Consider the following 19,626-nt stretch of genomic DNA (forward strand, 5'->3'; position numbering starts at 1 on the left):
AATGATGTGCATTCACTGGCTGGGTTGCAAGGAGAAGAATGTACCCGGTTTCATTTTCGTGAACGGGTTCATGTTTGCGCGTTAAGGTGCGATTTTCACTGGATTTTCAGGGGCGCGATTTTCTGTTGCAGAATGGGCTCGCAAACGTTTGCCTGGACTGTTAGAATTGCGCCGATTTTTCTTACTATCGCAATGCAATCGCGTGGGGACTTGAGCCGTGACCAACAAAACTTCTCTCAGCTACAAAGATGCCGGTGTTGATATTGACGCAGGTAATGCGCTGGTTGACCGTATCAAAGGTGTGGTGAAAAAGACCCGCCGCCCGGAAGTGATGGGAGGTCTGGGAGGATTCGGCGCACTGTGCGCGCTGCCGCAAAAATACCGTGAACCGGTTCTGGTCTCAGGCACCGACGGCGTGGGCACCAAACTGCGTCTGGCGATGGATCTGAAACGCCACGACACCATCGGCGTTGACCTGGTGGCCATGTGCGTAAACGATCTGGTGGTTCAGGGCGCTGAGCCGCTGTTCTTCCTCGACTACTACGCGACCGGCAAGCTGGACGTGGATACCGCAGCCAGCGTAATCAGCGGTATCGCCGAAGGCTGTCTGCAGTCTGGTTGTGCGCTGGTGGGCGGTGAAACTGCCGAAATGCCAGGCATGTACCACGGCGAAGATTACGACGTTGCGGGCTTCTGCGTGGGCGTTGTTGAAAAATCAGAGATCGTTGACGGCAGCAAAGTAACCGACGGCGACGTGCTGATTGCCCTGGCATCCAGCGGCCCGCACTCCAACGGCTACTCCCTGGTACGCAAGATTGTTGAAGTGAGCGGCTGCGACCCCCTTACCACCGAGCTGGAAGGTAAACCTCTGGCCGATCACCTGCTGGAACCTACCCGTATCTACGTGAAATCGGTTCTGGAATTGATTGAGAAGGTGGACGTTCACGCTATCGCTCACCTGACCGGCGGCGGCTTCTGGGAAAATATCCCGCGCGTCCTGCCGGACCACACCCAGGCGGTGATCGACGAATCGTCATGGCAGTGGCCTGCGGTATTTAACTGGCTGCAGGACGCCGGTAACGTCAGCGATCACGAGATGTATCGCACCTTCAACTGCGGCGTGGGAATGGTTATCGCCCTGCCGGCAAGCGAAGTGGACAAAGCCCTGGAACTGCTGCAGGCGAAAGGTGAAAACGCGTGGAAAATCGGTATCATCAAAGCTTCTGATTCCGAACAGCGTGTGGTCATTGAATGAAAAATATAGTGGTGCTCATTTCCGGTAACGGAAGTAATTTGCAGGCTATTATCGATGCCTGCAAACAGAAGAAAATCAACGGCACCCTCCGCGCAGTATTCAGTAACAAGGCCGATGCGTACGGCCTTGAGCGTGCCCGCGATGCGGGCATTGCCGCGCATGCGCTCAGCGCCTCCCAGTTTGCCAGCCGCGAAGCCTTTGACCGCGAGCTGGTGCAGGAGATCGATGCCTACGCCCCGGACGTGGTGATACTGGCCGGCTATATGCGTATCCTCAGCCCGGCGTTTGTTGCGCACTATGCCGGACGTCTGCTGAACATCCACCCTTCCCTGCTGCCTAAATATCCCGGCCTGAACACTCATCGTCAGGTGCTGGATAATGGCGATGAAGAACACGGCACCTCGGTCCATTTCGTCACCGACGAACTGGATGGCGGCCCGGTCATTCTGCAGGCAAAAGTGCCGGTATTTGCAGGCGACAGCGAAGAGGAGATTACGGCCCGGGTGCAGGCTCAGGAGCACGCCATCTACCCGCTGGTCGTGAGCTGGTTTGTTGACGGTCGCCTGGAAATGCGCGACGGCGCCGCCTGGCTGGATGGCGCGCCGTTACCTCCGCAAGGACATGCGGCGGAAGAGTAATTTTTTGCCGGGTGGCGCGTCGCTTACCCGGCTTATAACGCCTTTTTCCCCGCCAACTCTCTATTATCCCTCAGAAAAAAATTTAACTGTCATACTTTTCTGACACAGTTGGACATATCGTGGGAATGCTCGCCATAATAAAGGCGAGACGGATTTGCCACGTCCTGTGATTGAACTGGAGTGTGAGTAGTAATGGGTCAGGAAAAGTTATACATCGAGAAAGAGCTAAGCTGGTTAGCATTCAACGAGCGCGTGCTTCAGGAAGCGGCGGATAAAACTAACCCGCTGATTGAACGTATGCGTTTTCTGGGGATTTATTCCAATAACCTGGATGAATTTTATAAGGTCCGCTTTGCTGAACTGAAGCGCCGAATCATCATTAGCGAAGAGCAGGGTTTAAACTCGAACTCGCGTCATCTGCTGGGCAAGATCCAGTCCCGCGTACTGAAAGCCGATCAGGAGTTTGATAGCCTGTATAACGAATTGCTGCTGGAGATGGCACGCAATCAAATCTTCCTGATCAACGAGCGTCAGCTCTCGGTCAACCAGCAGAGCTGGCTGCGCCACTATTTCAAACAGTATCTGCGCCAGCACATCACCCCGATCCTGATTAACCGTGAAACCGATCTGGTGCAGTTCCTGAAGGATGACTACACCTATCTGGCGGTAGAGATTATCCGCGGCGACAGCATCCGCTATGCGCTGCTGGAGATCCCGTCGGACAAGGTCCCGCGCTTCGTCAATCTGCCGCCGGAAACACCCCGTCGCCGCAAGCCGATGATCCTGCTGGATAATATTCTGCGCTACTGCCTCGACGACATCTTCAAAGGCTTCTTCGACTACGATGCACTGAACGCCTACTCCATGAAGATGACCCGCGACGCCGAGTACGACCTGGTGCACGAGATGGAGGCCAGCCTGATGGAGCTGATGTCCTCCAGCCTCAAGCAGCGTCTCACCGCCGAGCCGGTGCGCTTTGTTTACCAGCGCGATATGCCTGATGCCATGGTCGAGATGCTGCGCGAGAAACTGACCATCTCCCGCTATGACTCCATCGTGCCGGGCGGTCGCTACCACAACTTCAAAGACTTTATCGGCTTCCCGAACGTTGGCAAAGCCAACCTGGTGAACAAACCGCTGCCGCGCCTGCGCCACATCTGGTTTGATAAGTTCCGCAACGGCTTCGACGCCATTCGCGAGCGCGACGTCCTGCTCTACTATCCGTACCACACCTTTGAGCACGTGCTGGAACTGATGCGTCAGGCGTCGTTCGATCCCAACGTGCTGGCGATCAAAATCAACATCTACCGCGTGGCGAAAGACTCCCGCATTATCGATGCGATGATCCACGCCGCCCACAACGGTAAGAAAGTGACCGTGGTCGTTGAACTGCAGGCGCGTTTCGATGAAGAGGCTAACATCCACTGGGCCCGTCGTCTGACCGAAGCGGGCGTGCACGTGATCTTCTCGGCTCCGGGTCTGAAGATCCACGCCAAGCTGTTCCTCATCTCCCGTAAAGAGGGCGATGACGTGGTGCGTTACGCCCACATCGGTACCGGTAACTTCAACGAAAAAACCGCCCGTATTTATACCGACTACTCGCTGCTGACCGCCGATGCGCGGATCACCAACGAAGTGCGTCGGGTGTTTAACTTCATTGAAAACCCGTATCGCCCGGTCAGCTTCGACTATCTGCTGGTTTCCCCGCAGAACTCCCGTCGTCTGCTGTATGACATGATTGACAAAGAGATTGCAAACGCGCAAAACGGCCTGCCGGCCGGCATTACGCTGAAGCTCAACAACCTGGTTGATAAAGGGCTGGTGGATCGCCTGTATGCTGCGTCCAGCTCAGGGGTGATGGTTAACCTGCTGATCCGCGGCATGTGCTCGCTGATCCCTAATCTTGAAGGTATCAGCGAAAATATTCGCGTCATCAGCATCGTTGACCGCTATCTCGAGCACGATCGCATCTATATTTTTGAGAACGGTGGCGATAAACGCGTCTACCTCTCTTCCGCCGACTGGATGACGCGTAACATCGATTACCGTATTGAAGTGGCGGCGCCGCTGCTTGACCCAAGGTTGAAGCAACAAATTCTTGATATCATTGACTTATTGTTAAGCGATACTGTAAAAGCACGTTATATCGATAAAGAACTGAGTAACCGCTATGTGCCGCGCGGCAACCGCCGGAAAGTGCGCGCGCAGCTGGCGATTTACGACTATATCAAATCACTCGAGCAACCCGATTAACCTATGCCGATAAACGACAAGACCCCACGACCGCAGGAGTTCGCTGCGGTCGACCTTGGTTCTAACAGCTTCCACATGGTCATCGCCCGTGAGGTGGATGGCGCAATGCAGATCATCGGTCGTCTGAAGCAGCGCGTCCACCTGGCCGACGGCCTGGGTGCGGACAACATGCTCAGCGAAGAGGCGATGGAGCGCGGGCTGAATTGCCTGTCGCTGTTTGCCGAACGCCTGCAGGGCTTCACCGCGTCGAGCGTCTGCATTGTCGGAACCCATACCCTGCGCCAGGCCGCTAACGCGACGGAGTTTTTAAAGCGCGCTGAAAAGGTGATCCCCTACCCTATTGAGATCATTTCGGGTAATGAAGAAGCCCGTCTGATTTTTATGGGTGTGGAACATACCCAGCCCGAAAAGGGCCGCAAGCTGGTGATTGATATCGGCGGTGGCTCGACGGAACTGGTGATCGGCGAGAACTTTGAACCGCACCTGGTTGAAAGCCGCCGGATGGGCTGCGTCAGCTTTGCCCAGCTCTACTTCCCGGGTGGCGTTATCAGCCGGGAGAACTTCCAGCGTGCGCGCATGGCGGCGGTACAAAAACTTGAGTCCCTCGCCTGGCAGTATCGTCTGCAGGGCTGGAACGTGGCGCTGGGCGCCTCGGGTACCATTAAAGCGGCACACGAAGTGCTGGTGGAGATGGGCGAAAAAGATGGCTTTATCACGCCAGAGCGTCTGACCATGCTGATGGAAGAGGTAATCAAGCATAAGAGCTTTGATGCCCTGAGCCTGCCGGGTCTGTCCGATGAGCGCAAAGCAGTCTTTGTGCCGGGTCTGGCGATCCTGTGTGGCGTATTCGATGCGCTGGCGATCCGTGAGCTGCGTCTGTCCGACGGCGCGCTGCGCGAAGGCGTGCTCTATGAGATGGAAGGTCGCTTCCGTCACCAGGACATTCGCAGCCGCACCGCGCAAAGCTTGGCCAATCAGTACAACATTGACCGCGAACAGGCCCGGCGCGTGCTGGAAACCACAATCCATATCTACGATCAGTGGGAAGCCCAGAATCCGAAACTGGCGCATCCGCAGCTGGCAGCCCTGCTTAAGTGGGCGGCGATGCTGCATGAGGTGGGGCTCAACATTAATCACAGCGGGATGCATCGCCATTCGGCCTATATTCTGCAAAACAGCGACCTGCCCGGTTTCAACCAGGAGCAGCAGACCATGATGGCCTCGCTGGTACGTTATCATCGTAAAGCCGTTAAGCTGGACGAGCTGCCGCGCTTTACGCTGTTTAAGAAAAAACAGTTCCAGCCGCTGATCCAGCTGTTACGTCTGGGCGTGCTGCTGAACAATCAGCGCCAGGCGACCACCACGCCGCCAACGCTGAAGCTCACCACGGACGATAACCACTGGACGCTGAGCTTCCCGCACGACTGGTTTAGCCAGAACGCGCTGGTACTGCTGGATCTGGAAAAAGAGCAGCAGTACTGGAGTGCCGTCACCGGCTGGTGCTTAAAAATTGAAGAAGAGCACTCGCCGAACGTCGCGGCGTAATAGTTCCCTCAGGCGCTCTTACTGAGCGCCTCAGTCATTAACACTCTCTCCAGCGGCTCGGGTTTACCAATCAAATAGCCCTGAAAATAGTCAATGCCCATCGCCTCAGCGGCAACGCGGATCTCTTCGCTTTCAACATACTCTGCCACCACCAGCATCTTTTTCATCCGCGCCAGGTGGCAGATCGAGGCAACTATCTGATAGTCCAGGCTGTTGCTGACGATATTACGAATAAAGCTGCCGTCGATCTTGAGGATATCGGCATCGACATTTTTCAGGCGCGCATAGCTGGCATAGCCGGTACCAAAATCATCAATGGCAATCCGGCATCCCATCTGCTGCAAGTGGGTCACGGTCTGCATCGCCAGCCCGGCATTGCCAAAACTGCTGCTCTCGGTGATCTCGAAGATGAGCTGCCAGCTCTCAACAGAATATTTTTGCAACATCCGACTGACCTCAAGCGGCAGCTGGGCCCGACACACGGACGTTGGGGAAAGATTGATAGCAAACCGCTGTCCCGGCAGCGCTTCCCGGTTATCCGCCATAAACTTAAGCGTCTTCTCCAGCACCAGCAAATCAATGCGCGACGAGAGACCAAACTCCTGGGCAACGGGCAGAAAGACATCGGGTGAAATCAGCCCGTCGTCGCCATTTTGCAGACGGAGCAGGATCTCGTGATAGTTATCGCCGCGAATGCCCTGGACGGGCTGCGCCAGCAGGGTAAATTCATCTTTTTCCAGCGCGCGCTGCAGGCGATTCATCATATCGACTTTGTCTTTCAGGCCGCGCTGAAGATTGATCGCGCCACGCTGCTGGAGGTTTTCCGGGTGATTGGTCGCAAGAGAGAGATCTGCAATAGTGCTCAGCTCACCCAACAGCAGATAGAGATGCACTACCGGGGAGCGCACATAGCAGTAACTGACCCCCACCGGTGGCTGGAGCGGCATTCCGTCCCAGATAAAGCGGAAACGCTTTATATGCAGATCCAGTTCATCAATGCGGGACTGATGCATTTCAGTATTTAAACGCAGCACCAGATCGTGACCCGACAGCTGATACACGCACTCATCTGATTCCAGGTAGTCGTTCAGCCATGCGGCCAGCTTCTGTTTGTACTGGATGCGCAGCAGTACGCCGTAGTTACGTCCCAGCACCTCCAGCTCCGGGATGCGCAGGAAGCAGAGTACCGACCAGGGGGCTTTGCCCAGCGCACGATTGAGCGCGCGCAAATTGGGCATGTGTACTACCGGATCGAGAAACGCCAGCCGTCTGGCGCGCAGATTAATCGCCCGCTGGCGCGTCGCCAGCACCGCCATATACACCACCACGAAGGTAAAGACCAGATAGCTGGACGAGGTGATGGTCAGCTGAATGTCATAGCCTTGCGACCAGGGTATGTAACGGTAAAAATAGTGAATGGAGATAATAAGGATGGGGGTCCAGATCAATGACATCAGCTTATAACCGAAGCGCATAGACCCCCATAACATCACCGGCATCAGCAGCGACAGCGTGTAGTTGGTGCTGAAAATGGAGCTGTTTTCGTTGATCGGCCACAGCAGCAGGGCCAGCAATGCACCGGCAACCAGCGTCCAGATAATGCCTTCAGTTATCGTTACTTTGCTGTCAATCTGCATAACAATCTGCGATATCAGGCTGCGCAGATAGCGGGGATGGCGCAGGGTGCGGATCACCAGGTAGCAGAATGGCACTCCTGTCAGGCAGCCAACCAGCAATCCCTGATAGTTAATCAGGGAGCGGATCCCAATGGTATTAATACCGACCAGGTCAAAACGTGTCTGGTAGAAGCCAAGATAGACAGCAAACTGAAACAGCAGCAGAAACAGGGTGGCTGGACAGAACATCTGCCAGAACATTCGTTGCGCCATCAGGCGTCCGTCGCCATAGGAGACCTTGTTTCGCCGTGGCGCAAAGACCTTATATCCACCCCAACTGAGCGTTATCGGGATGAGGAAATGCCCCAACGAGACGGCAGTTTCGTAGCCGCCAAGAGTGGGGTAATAGCGCAAAAAAAGCGCAACCATAATGCCTGGCACTGCCGCCATGCCATAGAACAGCATCAGCGAGAGTAATAGCGCCAGAGGCATGTAATAAAGCACCACCACGTTGCCCTGCACATGGGTGTATGTCGTGGCGTGACGCGCAATGGGTAAAAGAATAACCGGCAGGATAAGTGGAAGCCCCCACCAGCGATCTCTGTATTTTTTGTATAACGTAAAAAGAGTCATAGATGCCATAGTAAACCCGCTCATCCCGGGGGGTAGTTGAGACAGGCATCCAACCTGACAATGTTGCCGTGCAAACGGATTACCGATTACACGAGAGGAATAAAGATTTTAGTTAGCAACGGCGAGTGACATTTGACTTAAATCAAACATATTAATATCGATAAATAATATTCAGCTTTTTTAACTGTACTTTTGTGCTAATTATCAATGGCGTAAATAAACTGATTAATATACATAACAATAAATGGATTAGTTGTTGACGGAATTTTACATCAGGATCAATTGACCCCTGCTCGCCCGTATGCCTTAATGGCGTACCGCCCTCAGGGTATTTCAGGAAAACTACAGTGAGTCAGGCCACACGTATGCGAAGACGACATCGGTTTAACACTCGGATGACGCGTATCATACTGCTTATCAGCCTCTTCTTTTTCGTCGGCCGCTTCGTTTACTCCTCTATTGGTGCGTGGTATCACCACCAGGAGAAAAAACAGGCCCAGCAATCTACCCTCTCCGCCGATTACGCCGAGCGTTCGACGTCGACAATTAATTAATCGTTTGGTTTTTATTGGTTCAATTAACTATTCTGCATTCTGTAATAATCGAATAATTTCGCCGATCCCTTTGCTCAGAATTTTATCCTGACGCATAACGATTGCCAGCTGGCGATGTAATACTGGCGTAAGCGACCGCACGCATAACCCCTGCCTGTCTTCCGCGCAATTGACTGCCATTCGGGGGATAATGCTGTATCCCAGGCCGACGCGAACCATCCGCTTGATCGCTTCGATACTGCCGGATTGCATAATCGGCGGCGCTTCCACCCCGCTTGCCTGAAACCAGGCGTCGATCACCCGTCGCGTACTGCTTCCCGCACTGAAGGCGATAAAGGGCCTGTCCCGCAGATGCTCTGCGGTCAGAGAGACATATTGCCCCTCGTCTTCCCCGGCGGCGATAAACACAAACTCCTCATCCATCACCGGGGCGATCGCCAGCGCCGAACCAGCCGCCGGGAGCGTCACCAGCCCCAAATCGAGACGGTTCTCCTCAATGGCGCGAACAATCTCAAGGGTGTTACCGGTAGTGACGCCAACCCGCAGCAGCGGATGCGCCTGACGCAGTTGCTGCAGCAGGGGTGGCAACAGGTGAATGCAGGCCGTGGCTCCCATTCCGATGGTTATGGTGCCGCTCACTTCCTGATTAAACGCGGCCACGGACCGTATCGCCTCATCCACCGCCTGCTCGATGCGCTCGCCGTGGGTGAATAACGCCTGCCCGGCCGCCGTGGCTTTAATCCCCCGCCCGGTCCGCTCAATTAATCGCGTCTGCAGAAATTGCTCCAGCTGGCGGATCTGCAAGCTGACGGCGGGTTGCGAAAGGCCCAGCACATCCGCAGCGGCAGAAAAACTGCCGCGCTGCACCACCAGGCGAAAGGTCGCCAGCTGTCCCAGATTCAGGGTCGTCATTACAAAGTTTCTCTTATAGGAGCCATAAACGCCCGGGCCTGCCTGCGCCCCGATGCAGTGGATATGCTCAGGATAACGCCCTGATGGAATGAAAGATAATGAAAAACCCTGCCATACCCCGAGCCATCCCGCTGACCACCGGCTGTAACCAGCTTATCAACTGGGGGATCTCTTTTTATATGCCGGGTACCTTTGCCCGGGCGATTACTGCGGATACCGGCTGGTCGTCGCCGCAAGTCTATTCAGGCCTGACGCTCGCCATGCTGGTGATGGCCGCTCTCTCGCCCTTTGTTGCCCGCATACTGTCGCGGGCTGGCGGCCAGCGCGTGGTGATGACGGGTTCCCTGCTGCTCGCCGTCGGTTGCCTGATCATGGCCGGGACGCATTCGCTGGTTGCCTGGTACAGCGCCTGGGTGTTAACCGGCATCGGGATGCGTTTGTCGCTGTACGACGCGCTGTTTGCCGCGCTGGTCAATCTTTACGGCCAGCAGGCGCGACGAACCATCTCCCGCGTAACCCTGGCGGGTGGGTTGGCCTCGGTGGTGTTCTGGCCGCTCGGCGAGGCGCTGCTTAACGTGATGGGCTGGCGTGACGCGCTTCTGATTTATGCCCTGTTCGGCTTGCTGAGCGCGCTGTTAACCCTGGCGTTACCCAATCAAACACGCCCTGTCGTTAATAAATCCCTCGCAACTGGCGGGGGACAGGATCGGCGCAACGGCTGGCTCTACGCCGCCTTTATTGCGCTGATCACCTTTGTCTCTAACGGTACTTCCACCCATCTGCCGGAATTTATCGCCAGCGTCGGCCTGCCGGTTACCGTCGGGATGTTATGGGGCATCGGTCAGACTGGCGCACGATTTCTGGAGGTGGTTGCCGGCGCGGGGCTGACGCCGCTGCGCCTCACCTTGCTCACTACCCTTGCGATGCCGGTCTGCTTTTTGCTGGGTGTGAGCAGCACGCTCTGGCTCTGGTCGGCCGCCTGTTTTGTGCTGGGCTATGGGGCGATCAACGGCCTGGTGACCATCGTAAAAGCGACCCTGCCCTTACAGCTGTTTGCGCCACAAGAGTACGCCAGACTGACCGGGGTGCTGCTGATCCCCGCCCAGCTGATGGCGGCGGCCTCCCCACTGGCTTATGCCTGGCTGAACCGAGCGCTGGGCGTGGTGGGCGCAATGTGGCTGTCGTGGGGGCTGACGCTGGTGATCGCCGGGCTGGCGGTGGCCATCGTGAAAGGTCAGGCAGTGCGTGATGATCGGGGCATCCCTGCCCTGAACGACTAAAGGACAAATCCGCCGTCAATAGTCAGGCTTGAACCGGTCATGTAGCCGGAAGACTCACCCGCAAGCCAGGCTGCCAGGGAGGCGATCTCTTCCGGCTTACCGATACGTTGCAGCGGGACGAGCGACGTTATTTGCTCCACTATGCTGGCGGTCATATCGGTGGCTACAGGCCCCGGCTGGATGTTGTTTATGGTGATGCCCCGTGGTGCCAGATCCAAAGCGAGGTTTTGCACCATCGATGCCACCGCCGCTTTACTCATGGCGTAAACACTGCTCCCCGCATGCCCCGTGCGCACCGCGGTATTGCTGCCGATGGTGATAATTCTTCCTCCCTCCTTCATCGGCTTAACCGCCGCCTGAATGGCGAGGAAGACGCCGCGCACGTTGACGGCCAGGGTGGTATCCAGATCCGCCAGGGTATACTCCTCAAGAGTCCCCGGGCGAAGCACACCCGCGTTCACTACGGCCACATCAAGCCTGCCATAGTGGTGTAGCGTTGTGTCGACTGCCGCCTGGATTGCCGCCGCATCAGCGCTGTCGGCCTCAATGGCTATTGCCTGCCCACCCTGACGCGTAAGGGCGGCTACCACATCCTGCGCCCTGTCGGGACGGGACACCCAGGTGATGGCAACCCGATAGCCGTCGTGCGCCAGACGTGCGGCAATGGCCGCCCCTATACCGCGCGCACCGCCGAATACCAACGCAACTTTTTCGTGATTCATGATGGTCATACTCCTGTTTGCTTGAGCACCCACCCGGGTGCCTCTGCAGATACTCTGCCAGCGAAAACGCCCCCGCGCTTGCGCGGAATGTATCGCACTGTATCCACGCCGCCCTGCTTACGCAGCCATACAAAAAAGCCGCCCACAGCAAACAGACCCGATACATAAAAATGGTTTTCTGTCTCTGTCGCCATTGATGACCTGAAGAGGAGATACCTGAATGATGCGTCGACATTTACTGCTCACGCTGTTCGCGCTGACATCTGGCTGCACCTTGGCCGCACCGTTAAGCGGCCTCAGCGCGGCGGATGTTAACGGCCCTGCTGCCGTTGCACCGCTCGAACAGCCCCAGCCCCCGGCGAAGCTGATTGTGGATCCGCCGCTGGCGGGCCCGCTGCGTAAAGGGGCAGTCTTTATTCAGTACCGCACCGAGAACATGCGCATTGAACCCGTGTTCGGGCCCGAGGCGCTAAAAGTGACGCCGCGTATCGGCCATATCCACGTCATTGTGGATGACAACCCCTGGCACTGGGCCGACGCCAGCGGCGAGCCGGTCATTCTGGTGGGACTGCCAGCAGGCCATCACAGGGTGACCCTTATCCTTGCCGATCCAACCCATAAACCTGTCGATCGTAAAACCGTCGAATTCACCGTGCCGCCGCATGCCGCGACTATGCACTGAACGCAGCCCCTGACTTTTTTTTGAGGATGTAAACCATGAAAACATTACTGATTGCCGTTCTGACCTTCACCGCCGCAATGACCTCTTCCGCGTTTGCGGCCCAGGAAATTAACCAGGACCAGGGGCAACACAAGATCGGCACCGTTTCCGACAGCAGCGGCGCATCGTCGCTCGCGGATCTGGAGGCAAAACTGCAGGCCAAAGCCGATAAAGCGGGTGGCAGCGCGTTTCGCATTACCTCTGCTGGCGGGAACAACTCCCTGTCAGGCACCGCCGATATTTATCGCTGAGGCCTCATCATGAAAAAACGCTTTACGCATACCCTGATGGCCAGCCTGCTGCTGGCCTCTGCCAGCGGCACTGCGCTGGCGAACAATAAGACCGTGGTGCTGGTGCACGGGGCGTTTGCCGACGGCAGCAGCTGGAACCGCGTGATTAGCGACCTGCAACGTCAGCATACCGAGGTTATTGCCGTTCAGCTGCCGCTCACCTCACTGAAAGATGATGTCGCCGCGACGCAGCGCGCCATCGCCCGGGCTCAGGGTGATGTGGTGCTGGTGGGTCACTCCTGGGGCGGCACGGTCATCAGCGAGGCGGGTAACGATGCGCGGGTCAAATCGCTGGTTTATGTGGCGGCGTTTGCTCCGGATTCAGGCCAGTCGACGGCGGATCTGGCGGGAAGTTACCCGGCCCCGCCGGGCAGCGCAGGCATCGCCAAAACCGCAGACGGTTTTCTTTATCTGCCGGATAAAGCGGTACGCGAGGATTTTGCCCCGGACATTAAGGCTGGTGAGCAGAACGCATTGACCGCCACCCAGGGTCCGATCCGTGCCGACGCCTTTGCAGAAAAGGTGACGCATGCGGCCTGGCACGATAAGCCGAGCTGGTATGTGGTGAGCAAAAATGACCGGATGATCAACCCGGATCTTGAACGGGCGATGGCGAAGGCGATTGATGCCAAAACCACCGAGGTGGCGGCAAGCCATGTGTCGATGGTGAGCCATCCCGGAGAGATTGCCCGGGCGATTGAGCAAGCCGCGAAATGAGACTGGCAAAAAAAAGCCCGCGAGAGGCGGGCTTGTTTTTTTAACGCTTAACGGGCGGGAATTATTCCCACTCGATCGTCGCCGGTGGCTTACCGCTGATGTCATACACCACGCGGGAGATACCGTTCACTTCGTTGATGATGCGGTTAGACACACGGCCCAGGAAGTCATACGGCAGGTGCGCCCAGTGGGCGGTCATAAAGTCGATGGTCTCAACCGCACGCAGGGAGACAACCCAGTCGTACTTGCGGCCATCGCCCATTACGCCAACGGAACGCACCGGCAGGAAGACGGTGAACGCCTGGCTCACTTTGTTGTACAGGTCGGCTTTATGCAGCTCTTCGATGAAGATCGCATCCGCACGACGCAGCAGGTCGCAGTACTCTTTCTTTACTTCGCCCAGCACGCGTACGCCCAGACCCGGGCCCGGGAACGGGTGACGGTAGAGCATGTCGTACGGCAGACCCAGCTCCAGACCGATCTTACGCACTTCGTCTTTGAACAGCTCGCGCAGCGGCTCAACCAGGCCCATCTTCATCTCTTTCGGCAGGCCGCCCACGTTGTGGTGAGATTTGATGACGTGTGCTTTACCGGTGGCAGACGCCGCGGACTCGATCACGTCAGGGTAGATGGTGCCCTGCGCCAGCCACTTCACGTCTTCCAGCTTCAGCGCTTCTTCGTCGAATACTTCTACGAATACGCGGCCGATGATTTTACGTTTTGCTTCCGGATCGTTTTCACCCGCCAGCGCGTCGAGGAAGCGCTGCTCGCCTTCAACGTGAACGATGTTCAGACCAAAGTGGTCCCCGAACATGTCCATCACCTGCTGGGCTTCGTTGAGGCGCAGCAGGCCGTTGTCCACGAAGACGCAGGTCAGGTTTTTACCGATAGCGCGGTGCAGCAGCATCGCGGTTACGGAGGAGTCAACGCCGCCGGACAGGCCGAGGATCACTTTATCGTCCCCCACCTGCTGGCGGATGCGCTCAACGGCGTCGTCGATGATTTTTGCTGGCGTCCACAGGGCTTCACACTGACAAATATCGATGACAAAACGCTCCAGCATGCGCAGGCCCTGACGGGTATGGGTCACTTCCGGGTGGAACTGCACGCCATAGAAACGTTTTTCTTCGTTGGCCATGATGGCAAACGGGCAGCTCTCGGTGCTGGCAACGGTCACGAAGTCGGACGGGATCGCGGTGACTTTGTCGCCGTGGCTCATCCAGACGTCGAGCAGCGCTTTGCCGTCGGCGGTCAGGGAGTCTTCGATACCGCGGATCAGGGCGCTGTCGGTCTGCACTTCAACCTGCGCGTAGCCGAATTCACGCTCGTTAGAACCTTCAACGTGACCACCCAGCTGCATCGCCATGGTCTGCATGCCGTAGCAGACGCCGAACACCGGCACGCCGGCTTCGAACACGTACTGCGGCGCGCGCGGGCTGTTGTCTTCGGTGGTGCTTTCCGGGCCGCCGGAAAGGATGATGCCGCTTGGATTGAACTCGCGAATCTGAGCTTCCGTAACATCCCACGCCCACAGTTCGCAGTAAACGCCCAGCTCACGCACGCGACGTGCCACCAGCTGAGTATATTGAGAACCGAAATCGAGGATGAGAATGCGATGTTTATGAATGTTTTCCGTCATTGACGCTAATTCCGAGGCAAGTGAAACAAAAACAGAGCGCCCGGCTTAAAGCCGGGCGCGGAAATTAATCAGGAGCCCATACGGTAGTTCGGAGACTCTTTGGTGATCGTCACGTCGTGAACGTGGCTTTCCTGGATACCCGCACCGCTGATACGTACGAATTCCGCTTTAGTACGCAGCAGGTCAATGGTACCACAGCCGGTCAGGCCCATACAGGAACGCAGGCCGCCCATCTGCTGGTGAATGATCTCTTTCAGGTAGCCTTTATAGGCCACGCGACCTTCGATACCTTCCGGCACCAGTTTGTCAGCGGCGTTATCGGTCTGGAAGTAACGGTCAGAGGAGCCTTTGGACATCGCGCCCAGGGAGCCCATACCGCGGTAGGATTTGTAAGAACGGCCCTGGAACAGTTCGATTTCGCCCGGAGACTCTTCGGTACCCGCCAGCATGGAGCCGACCATTACCGCTGCCGCACCGGCTGCGATGGCTTTGGCGATGTCGCCAGAGAAGCGGATACCGCCGTCAGCGATAACCGGAATCCCGGTCCCTTCCAGCGCTTCAACCGCGTCGGATACGGCGGTGATCTGCGGAACGCCCACGCCGGTCACGATACGGGTAGTACAGATGGAGCCAGGGCCGATGCCCACTTTCACCGCGCTGCAACCCGCGTCTGCCAGGGCACGTGCGCCCGCGCCGGTCGCCACGTTGCCGCCGATGATCTGCAGGTCAGGATATTTTGCACGGGTTTCACGAATACGCTGCAGCACGCCTTCGGAGTGGCCGTGAGAGGAGTCGATCAGCAGGACGTCAACGCCCGCGGCAACCAGCGCGTCGACGCGCTCTTCGTTACCGGCACCGGCGCCAACCGCCGCGCCGACGCGCAGACGGCCATGCTCGTCTTTACAGGCGTTAGGTTTACGTTCTGCTTTCTGGAAGTCTTTAACGGTGATCATGCCGCGCAGGTGGAAGCTGTCGTCCACAACCAGCGCTTTTTCAACGCGTTTTTCGTGCATTTTAGCGAAGACCACGTCGCGGGACTCACCTTCACGTACGGTGACCAGACGCTCTTTCGGGGTCATGTAGACGCTGACCGGCTGGTTCAGGTCGGTGACGAAACGGACGTCACGACCGGTAATGATGCCCACCAGTTCGTTATCGGAGGTCACAACCGGGTAGCCTGCAAAGCCGTTACGCTCGGTCAGGGCTTTCACTTCGTGCAGGGTGGTGGTTGGCAGAACGGTTTGTGGGTCGGTAACGATGCCAGATTCATGCTTCTTCACGCGGCGAACTTCTTCTGCCTGGCGCTCGATAGACATGTTTTTATGAATAAAGCCAATGCCGCCTTCCTGAGCCAGGGCGATAGCCAGGCGCGCTTCAGTCACGGTGTCCATTGCCGCGGAGAGCATAGGAATGTTCAGGCGAATGGTTTTAGTTAACTGCGTGCTGAGGTCGGCAGTATTCGGCAGAACGGTGGAATGAGCGGGAACGAGGAGGACGTCGTCAAACGTCAGTGCTTCTTTAGCGATACGTAGCATGGGCAATATCTCTGACCTGGGTGGTTAAATATTGCCGTGGCATTATACAGAGCGTAACCGATTGCATCTACACTTTTTTATAAATAATGCTTGCGATTGCCTCTGAGCAGGTTACTATCGACTGAATAACTTGCTGATTTAGAATTTGATCCCGCTCACATGTTATCCTCCCGGTCCCCCTCAATTTTTACCGTCAGCCGCCTTAATCAGACGGTCCGTTTGCTGCTTGAGCAGGAAATTGGCCAGGTGTGGATCAGCGGAGAAATCTCCAATTTCACGCAGCCTGCTTCCGGTCACTGGTACTTCACCCTGAAAGACAATACTGCACAGGTGCGCTGCGCGATGTTCCGCAACAGTAACCGGCGGGTGACCTTCCGGCCGCAGCACGGACAGCAGGTACTGGTTCGCGCCAGTATCACCCTGTACGAGCCGCGCGGTGATTATCAGATTATCGTCGAAAGTATGCAGCCGGCGGGTGAAGGACTTCTTCAGCAAAAATACGAGCAGCTGAAAGCCGCGCTTTCAGCAGAAGGGCTGTTCGATCAGCAATATAAGCAGCCGCTCCCCTCCCCTGCCCACTGCGTGGGGGTCATCACCTCCAAAACCGGCGCCGCGCTGCATGACATTCTGCACGTGCTGAAACGCCGCGACCCTTCCCTGCCGGTCGTTATCTACCCGACCGCCGTTCAGGGTGATGATGCGCCAGGGCAGATTGTTCGCGCCATTCAGCTCGCTAACGCCCGTCAGGAGTGTGATGTGCTGATCGTCGGACGTGGCGGCGGATCGCTGGAGGATCTCTGGAGCTTTAACGACGAACGGGTCGCGCGGGCGATTTTTGCCAGCCGGATCCCGGTGGTGAGCGCCGTCGGCCATGAAACCGACGTCACCATCGCCGATTTTGTCGCCGACCTGCGGGCACCCACGCCGTCCGCTGCGGCAGAAATGGTGAGCCGTAACCAGCTGGAACTGCTGCGCCAGATCCAGAACGGCCAGCAGCGCCTCGAGATGGCAATGGACTATTTCCTCGCCAACCGCACCCGTCGTTTTACCCAGCTTCACCATCGTCTGCAGCAGCAGCACCCACAGTTGCGCCTGGCCCGTCAGCAGACCGTGCTGGAGCGTCTGCGCCAGCGGATGAACCTCGCAGTGGATACCCAGCTCAAGCGCGCGGGGCAGTGCCAGCAGCGCGCCACTCAGCGCCTGAATCAGCAGAACCCGCAGCCACGCATCTGGCGCGCGCAAACGCGTATTCAGCAGCTGGAATACCGGCTGGCGGAAAATCTGCGCGCGCGCCTCGGCAGTACGCGTGAGCGCTTTGGTAATGCGGTAACCCACCTCGAAGCCGTCAGCCCGCTTTCAACGCTGGCGCGCGGTTACAGCGTGACCACCGCCACCGACGGTACCGTGCTGAAGCAGACCAAACAGGTCAAAGCGGGTGATCTGCTCACCACCCGGGTGTCAGACGGCTGGGTAGAAAGCGAAGTGAAAGGCGTGACGCCGGTGAAAAAAGCGCGGACGCGTAAAAAAGCGTGATCATGGTTGGCCGTGATGGGGATGGATGAGCGATAAACCGCGCTCTGCGCCAGCAGTACGCCGGATCAAATAACATATCCCTCCCCGCTCATCGCCTTTTACCGGCGCGATTAGTCTGACTTCTCTCCAACCCCGACGTCATCATTTACAATTAGAGTGTTTCTTTTTTCGGCATTGCCAGAAACAGGAGAGAAGCATGACCCGAATGCATAGCGTGATCCCGCCCTATATCCTTCGTCGTATTATTGAAAGTGGCTCTGAGCCGCAGCAGCGCTGCGCCCGCCAGACGCTGACGCATGTACAAACGTTGATGGCCCATATGCCAGGTAAACCCGCCGCGCCGCACGTGAATAAAGCCGGGCAGCTGGAGCGCGATATTTATGATGCAAAACAGGCCCAGGAGCTGCCTGGTATTCAGGTGCGTTATGAGGGTCAGCCGTCCAATGGGGATATCGCTGTCGAGGAAGCCTATGAGTATTTAGGTATTACCCATGAATTTTTCTGGAAAAATTATCATCGCGACTCGCTGGATAATAAAGGGCTGATGCTGACGGGCACCGTGCATTATGGGCGGGAATATCAGAACGCTTTCTGGAATGGTCAGCAGATGGTATTTGGCGATGGTGACGGCGAGATCTTTAACCGCTTCACCATTGCCATTGACATAGTGGCGCATGAACTTAGCCACGGCGTGACCGAAACCGAAGCCGGGCTAATCTACTTTGAACAAGCGGGTGCGCTGAATGAGTCTTTATCTGACGTTTTTGGCTCGCTGGTGAAGCAGTACCACCTGAAGCAAACGGCCGATAAAGCCGACTGGCTGATTGGTGAAGGGCTGCTGGCTGAAGGGATCAATGGCAAAGGGCTGCGCTCAATGTCTGAGCCCGGTACCGCTTATGATGACCCCCTGCTCGGTAAAGATCCGCAGCCCGCGCACATGAAAGACTTTATCAAAACCCGCGAAGATAACGGCGGCGTGCACCTTAATTCAGGTATTCCTAATCGCGCCTTTTATCTTGCTGCCACGGCCATTGGCGGCAACGCCTGGGAGAAGGCCGGTTATGCATGGTATGACACGGTTTGCGACCGACAGCTGGCGCAGGATGCGGATTTTGACGCTTTCGCGAAACTGACGGTTGCCCACGGTGAAAAGCGATCGGGTGGTAACGTCGCAGCGGCCATTGAGCAAGCCTGGAAACAGGTGGGAGTGTTGTGAATGCAGGTTCCGGAACTGACCGATGACGCGGTCGTCGAGCTGGCGCGTGAGGGTGGCGTAGCCTATATCCCCCATCTCAGCGGGTTACGGCGAATCGCGCTCTCGACGCTTAACAGCGCGCAGCGCCAGCGCGTGGTGAATATACTGGAGCAGGCTATCCCTCGTGGAGAGCCGCCCGGTCAGGCGTCGTCACCCGGTGGCGGCGACCAGCGCTATTTTCGCATCCAGATAATCTGGACCCGGCACAATCAGGCGCAGTACACCGACATTATCGTGCTGGTTCCCGAACAGGAGGCGCCAGAGTCGCTGGTCGAACTCTGGCAGAAAGGCGAAGGCTGCGTATGCGATTAGTCCGCCCTGACGAACTCCACCCGCTTTTTAGAGATCAGGCCGTGGCCGTTCTGGCAGAAATAGTCCACCGCACCGCAGGCTTTTAACACCTCGAGGGGCTTATGGCACTCCGGGCAGCGGGCTTCCAGGGCAATATCTTTGTTGCAATTCTCGCAATGCGCCACGCCATTTTCGGGCTCCAGCTCCGTGTTACATTCCGGGCAGATAATCGACATG

18 protein-coding genes are annotated in these 19,626 nt (G+C 56.9%); 12 read left to right on the plus strand and 6 right to left on the minus strand.

What is annotated here, in order from left to right:
• Positions 1-217: 217 nt before the first annotated feature.
• From purM to ppx, 4 genes are all read left to right on the plus strand, one after another.
• The gene (gene purM, locus NB069_RS16140) at positions 218-1,255 is read left to right on the plus strand and encodes a phosphoribosylformylglycinamidine cyclo-ligase (protein ID WP_250585169.1); all 1,038 of its coding nucleotides are present in this window, start codon (positions 218-220) and stop codon (positions 1,253-1,255) included.
• Entirely contained in the window at positions 1,252-1,893 is a 642-nt protein-coding gene (gene purN / locus NB069_RS16145; protein ID WP_250585171.1) for a phosphoribosylglycinamide formyltransferase, read from the plus strand. The genes purM and purN overlap by 4 nt, the downstream gene beginning before the upstream one ends.
• Positions 1,894-2,085: 192 nt before the next feature.
• The gene (gene ppk1 / locus NB069_RS16150; RefSeq protein WP_250585173.1) at positions 2,086-4,146 is read left to right on the plus strand and encodes a polyphosphate kinase 1; all 2,061 of its coding nucleotides are present in this window, start codon (positions 2,086-2,088) and stop codon (positions 4,144-4,146) included.
• Between the two features lie 3 nt (positions 4,147-4,149).
• Positions 4,150-5,691 carry an exopolyphosphatase gene (gene ppx, locus NB069_RS16155; RefSeq protein ID WP_250585175.1) on the plus strand — a complete coding sequence of 514 codons (1,542 nt, stop codon included), beginning with the start codon at positions 4,150-4,152 and terminating at the stop codon, positions 5,689-5,691.
• An 8-nt stretch (positions 5,692-5,699) separates the two neighbouring features.
• On the opposite strand, the gene NB069_RS16160 is transcribed toward ppx, so the two are convergent.
• Positions 5,700-7,940, minus strand: coding sequence for an EAL domain-containing protein (locus NB069_RS16160; protein ID WP_250589529.1), 2,241 nt, complete (start codon positions 7,938-7,940; stop codon positions 5,700-5,702).
• 347 nt (positions 7,941-8,287) lie between these two features.
• On the opposite strand from NB069_RS16160, the gene NB069_RS16165 reads away from it, so the two are divergent.
• On the plus strand, positions 8,288-8,494 hold the full coding sequence (locus tag NB069_RS16165; protein WP_250585177.1) for a YfgG family protein: 207 nt from the start codon (positions 8,288-8,290) through the stop codon (positions 8,492-8,494).
• Positions 8,495-8,521: 27 nt separating this feature from the next.
• Here the strand turns inward: NB069_RS16165 and NB069_RS16170 are convergent, their stop codons facing one another.
• Positions 8,522-9,406: a LysR family transcriptional regulator gene (locus NB069_RS16170; RefSeq protein ID WP_250585178.1), complete on the minus strand. Its 885-nt coding sequence runs from the start codon at positions 9,404-9,406 to the stop codon at positions 8,522-8,524.
• A 98-nt stretch (positions 9,407-9,504) separates the two neighbouring features.
• Here NB069_RS16170 and NB069_RS16175 point away from each other — a divergent pair, with 98 nt between their 5' ends.
• Entirely contained in the window at positions 9,505-10,686 is a 1,182-nt protein-coding gene (locus NB069_RS16175; protein ID WP_250585180.1) for an MFS transporter, read from the plus strand.
• Here NB069_RS16175 and NB069_RS16180 read toward each other — a convergent pair.
• Positions 10,683-11,408 carry an SDR family oxidoreductase gene (locus NB069_RS16180; RefSeq protein ID WP_250585182.1) on the minus strand — a complete coding sequence of 242 codons (726 nt, stop codon included), beginning with the start codon at positions 11,406-11,408 and terminating at the stop codon, positions 10,683-10,685. The two genes, NB069_RS16175 and NB069_RS16180, sit on opposite strands and share 4 nt — an antisense overlap.
• Before the next feature lie 220 nt (positions 11,409-11,628).
• Here NB069_RS16180 and NB069_RS16185 point away from each other — a divergent pair, with 220 nt between their 5' ends.
• From NB069_RS16185 to NB069_RS16195, 3 genes are read left to right on the plus strand one after another with little or no spacing between them, the layout of a single operon-like run.
• Positions 11,629-12,090, plus strand: coding sequence for a DUF6130 family protein (locus NB069_RS16185; protein WP_250585184.1), 462 nt, complete (start codon positions 11,629-11,631; stop codon positions 12,088-12,090).
• A gap of 35 nt (positions 12,091-12,125) precedes the next feature.
• Positions 12,126-12,380 (plus strand): DUF1471 domain-containing protein, encoded by a 255-nt coding sequence (locus NB069_RS16190; RefSeq protein WP_250585185.1) that lies wholly within the window; start codon positions 12,126-12,128, stop codon positions 12,378-12,380.
• 9 nt (positions 12,381-12,389) lie between these two features.
• Positions 12,390-13,136, plus strand: a complete 747-nt coding sequence (locus NB069_RS16195; protein WP_250585187.1) for an alpha/beta fold hydrolase — start codon at positions 12,390-12,392, stop codon at positions 13,134-13,136.
• A 61-nt stretch (positions 13,137-13,197) separates the two neighbouring features.
• On the opposite strand, the gene guaA is transcribed toward NB069_RS16195, so the two are convergent.
• Positions 13,198-14,775: a glutamine-hydrolyzing GMP synthase gene (gene guaA / locus NB069_RS16200; RefSeq protein WP_250585189.1), complete on the minus strand. Its 1,578-nt coding sequence runs from the start codon at positions 14,773-14,775 to the stop codon at positions 13,198-13,200.
• Between the two features lie 68 nt (positions 14,776-14,843).
• On the minus strand, positions 14,844-16,310 hold the full coding sequence (gene guaB, locus NB069_RS16205; RefSeq protein WP_250585191.1) for an IMP dehydrogenase: 1,467 nt from the start codon (positions 16,308-16,310) through the stop codon (positions 14,844-14,846).
• 159 nt (positions 16,311-16,469) lie between these two features.
• Here guaB and xseA point away from each other — a divergent pair, with 159 nt between their 5' ends.
• From xseA to NB069_RS16220, 3 genes are all read left to right on the plus strand, one after another.
• Positions 16,470-17,843, plus strand: coding sequence for an exodeoxyribonuclease VII large subunit (gene xseA, locus NB069_RS16210; protein ID WP_250585193.1), 1,374 nt, complete (start codon positions 16,470-16,472; stop codon positions 17,841-17,843).
• A 196-nt stretch (positions 17,844-18,039) separates the two neighbouring features.
• Positions 18,040-19,059 carry a M4 family metallopeptidase gene (locus NB069_RS16215; protein ID WP_250585195.1) on the plus strand — a complete coding sequence of 340 codons (1,020 nt, stop codon included), beginning with the start codon at positions 18,040-18,042 and terminating at the stop codon, positions 19,057-19,059.
• Positions 19,060-19,410 carry a protealysin inhibitor emfourin gene (locus NB069_RS16220; protein WP_250585197.1) on the plus strand — a complete coding sequence of 117 codons (351 nt, stop codon included), beginning with the start codon at positions 19,060-19,062 and terminating at the stop codon, positions 19,408-19,410. It abuts the gene before it with no gap.
• Here the strand turns inward: NB069_RS16220 and NB069_RS16225 are convergent.
• Positions 19,407-19,625, minus strand: coding sequence for a zinc ribbon domain-containing protein (locus tag NB069_RS16225; RefSeq protein ID WP_250585198.1), 219 nt, complete (start codon positions 19,623-19,625; stop codon positions 19,407-19,409). The two genes, NB069_RS16220 and NB069_RS16225, sit on opposite strands and share 4 nt — an antisense overlap.
• Position 19,626 lies beyond the last annotated feature (1 nt).

Origin of the sequence: Leclercia adecarboxylata (genome assembly GCF_023639785.1) — a bacterium.
Classification (GTDB): domain Bacteria; phylum Pseudomonadota; class Gammaproteobacteria; order Enterobacterales; family Enterobacteriaceae; genus Enterobacter; species Enterobacter adecarboxylatus_D.

Bases quoted from the DNA above. Each gene is read 5' to 3' on its own strand.
- guaB (WP_250585191.1), bottom strand. From the start codon at position 16,310: ATGCTACGTATCGCTAAAGAAGCACTGACGTTTGACGACGTCCTCCTC.
- NB069_RS16180 (WP_250585182.1), bottom strand. From the start codon at position 11,408: ATGAATCACGAAAAAGTTGCGTTGGTATTCGGCGGTGCGCGCGGTATA.
- guaA (WP_250585189.1), bottom strand. From the start codon at position 14,775: ATGACGGAAAACATTCATAAACATCGCATTCTCATCCTCGATTTCGGT.
- ppk1 (WP_250585173.1), top strand. From the start codon at position 2,086: ATGGGTCAGGAAAAGTTATACATCGAGAAAGAGCTAAGCTGGTTAGCA.
- NB069_RS16185 (WP_250585184.1), top strand. From the start codon at position 11,629: ATGATGCGTCGACATTTACTGCTCACGCTGTTCGCGCTGACATCTGGC.
- NB069_RS16195 (WP_250585187.1), top strand. From the start codon at position 12,390: ATGAAAAAACGCTTTACGCATACCCTGATGGCCAGCCTGCTGCTGGCC.
- NB069_RS16215 (WP_250585195.1), top strand. From the start codon at position 18,040: ATGACCCGAATGCATAGCGTGATCCCGCCCTATATCCTTCGTCGTATT.
- NB069_RS16190 (WP_250585185.1), top strand. From the start codon at position 12,126: ATGAAAACATTACTGATTGCCGTTCTGACCTTCACCGCCGCAATGACC.
- xseA (WP_250585193.1), top strand. From the start codon at position 16,470: ATGTTATCCTCCCGGTCCCCCTCAATTTTTACCGTCAGCCGCCTTAAT.
- purN (WP_250585171.1), top strand. From the start codon at position 1,252: ATGAAAAATATAGTGGTGCTCATTTCCGGTAACGGAAGTAATTTGCAG.
- NB069_RS16225 (WP_250585198.1), bottom strand. From the start codon at position 19,625: ATGTCGATTATCTGCCCGGAATGTAACACGGAGCTGGAGCCCGAAAAT.
- NB069_RS16175 (WP_250585180.1), top strand. From the start codon at position 9,505: ATGAAAAACCCTGCCATACCCCGAGCCATCCCGCTGACCACCGGCTGT.
- NB069_RS16220 (WP_250585197.1), top strand. From the start codon at position 19,060: ATGCAGGTTCCGGAACTGACCGATGACGCGGTCGTCGAGCTGGCGCGT.
- NB069_RS16160 (WP_250589529.1), bottom strand. From the start codon at position 7,940: ATGACTCTTTTTACGTTATACAAAAAATACAGAGATCGCTGGTGGGGG.
- NB069_RS16170 (WP_250585178.1), bottom strand. From the start codon at position 9,406: ATGACGACCCTGAATCTGGGACAGCTGGCGACCTTTCGCCTGGTGGTG.
- ppx (WP_250585175.1), top strand. From the start codon at position 4,150: ATGCCGATAAACGACAAGACCCCACGACCGCAGGAGTTCGCTGCGGTC.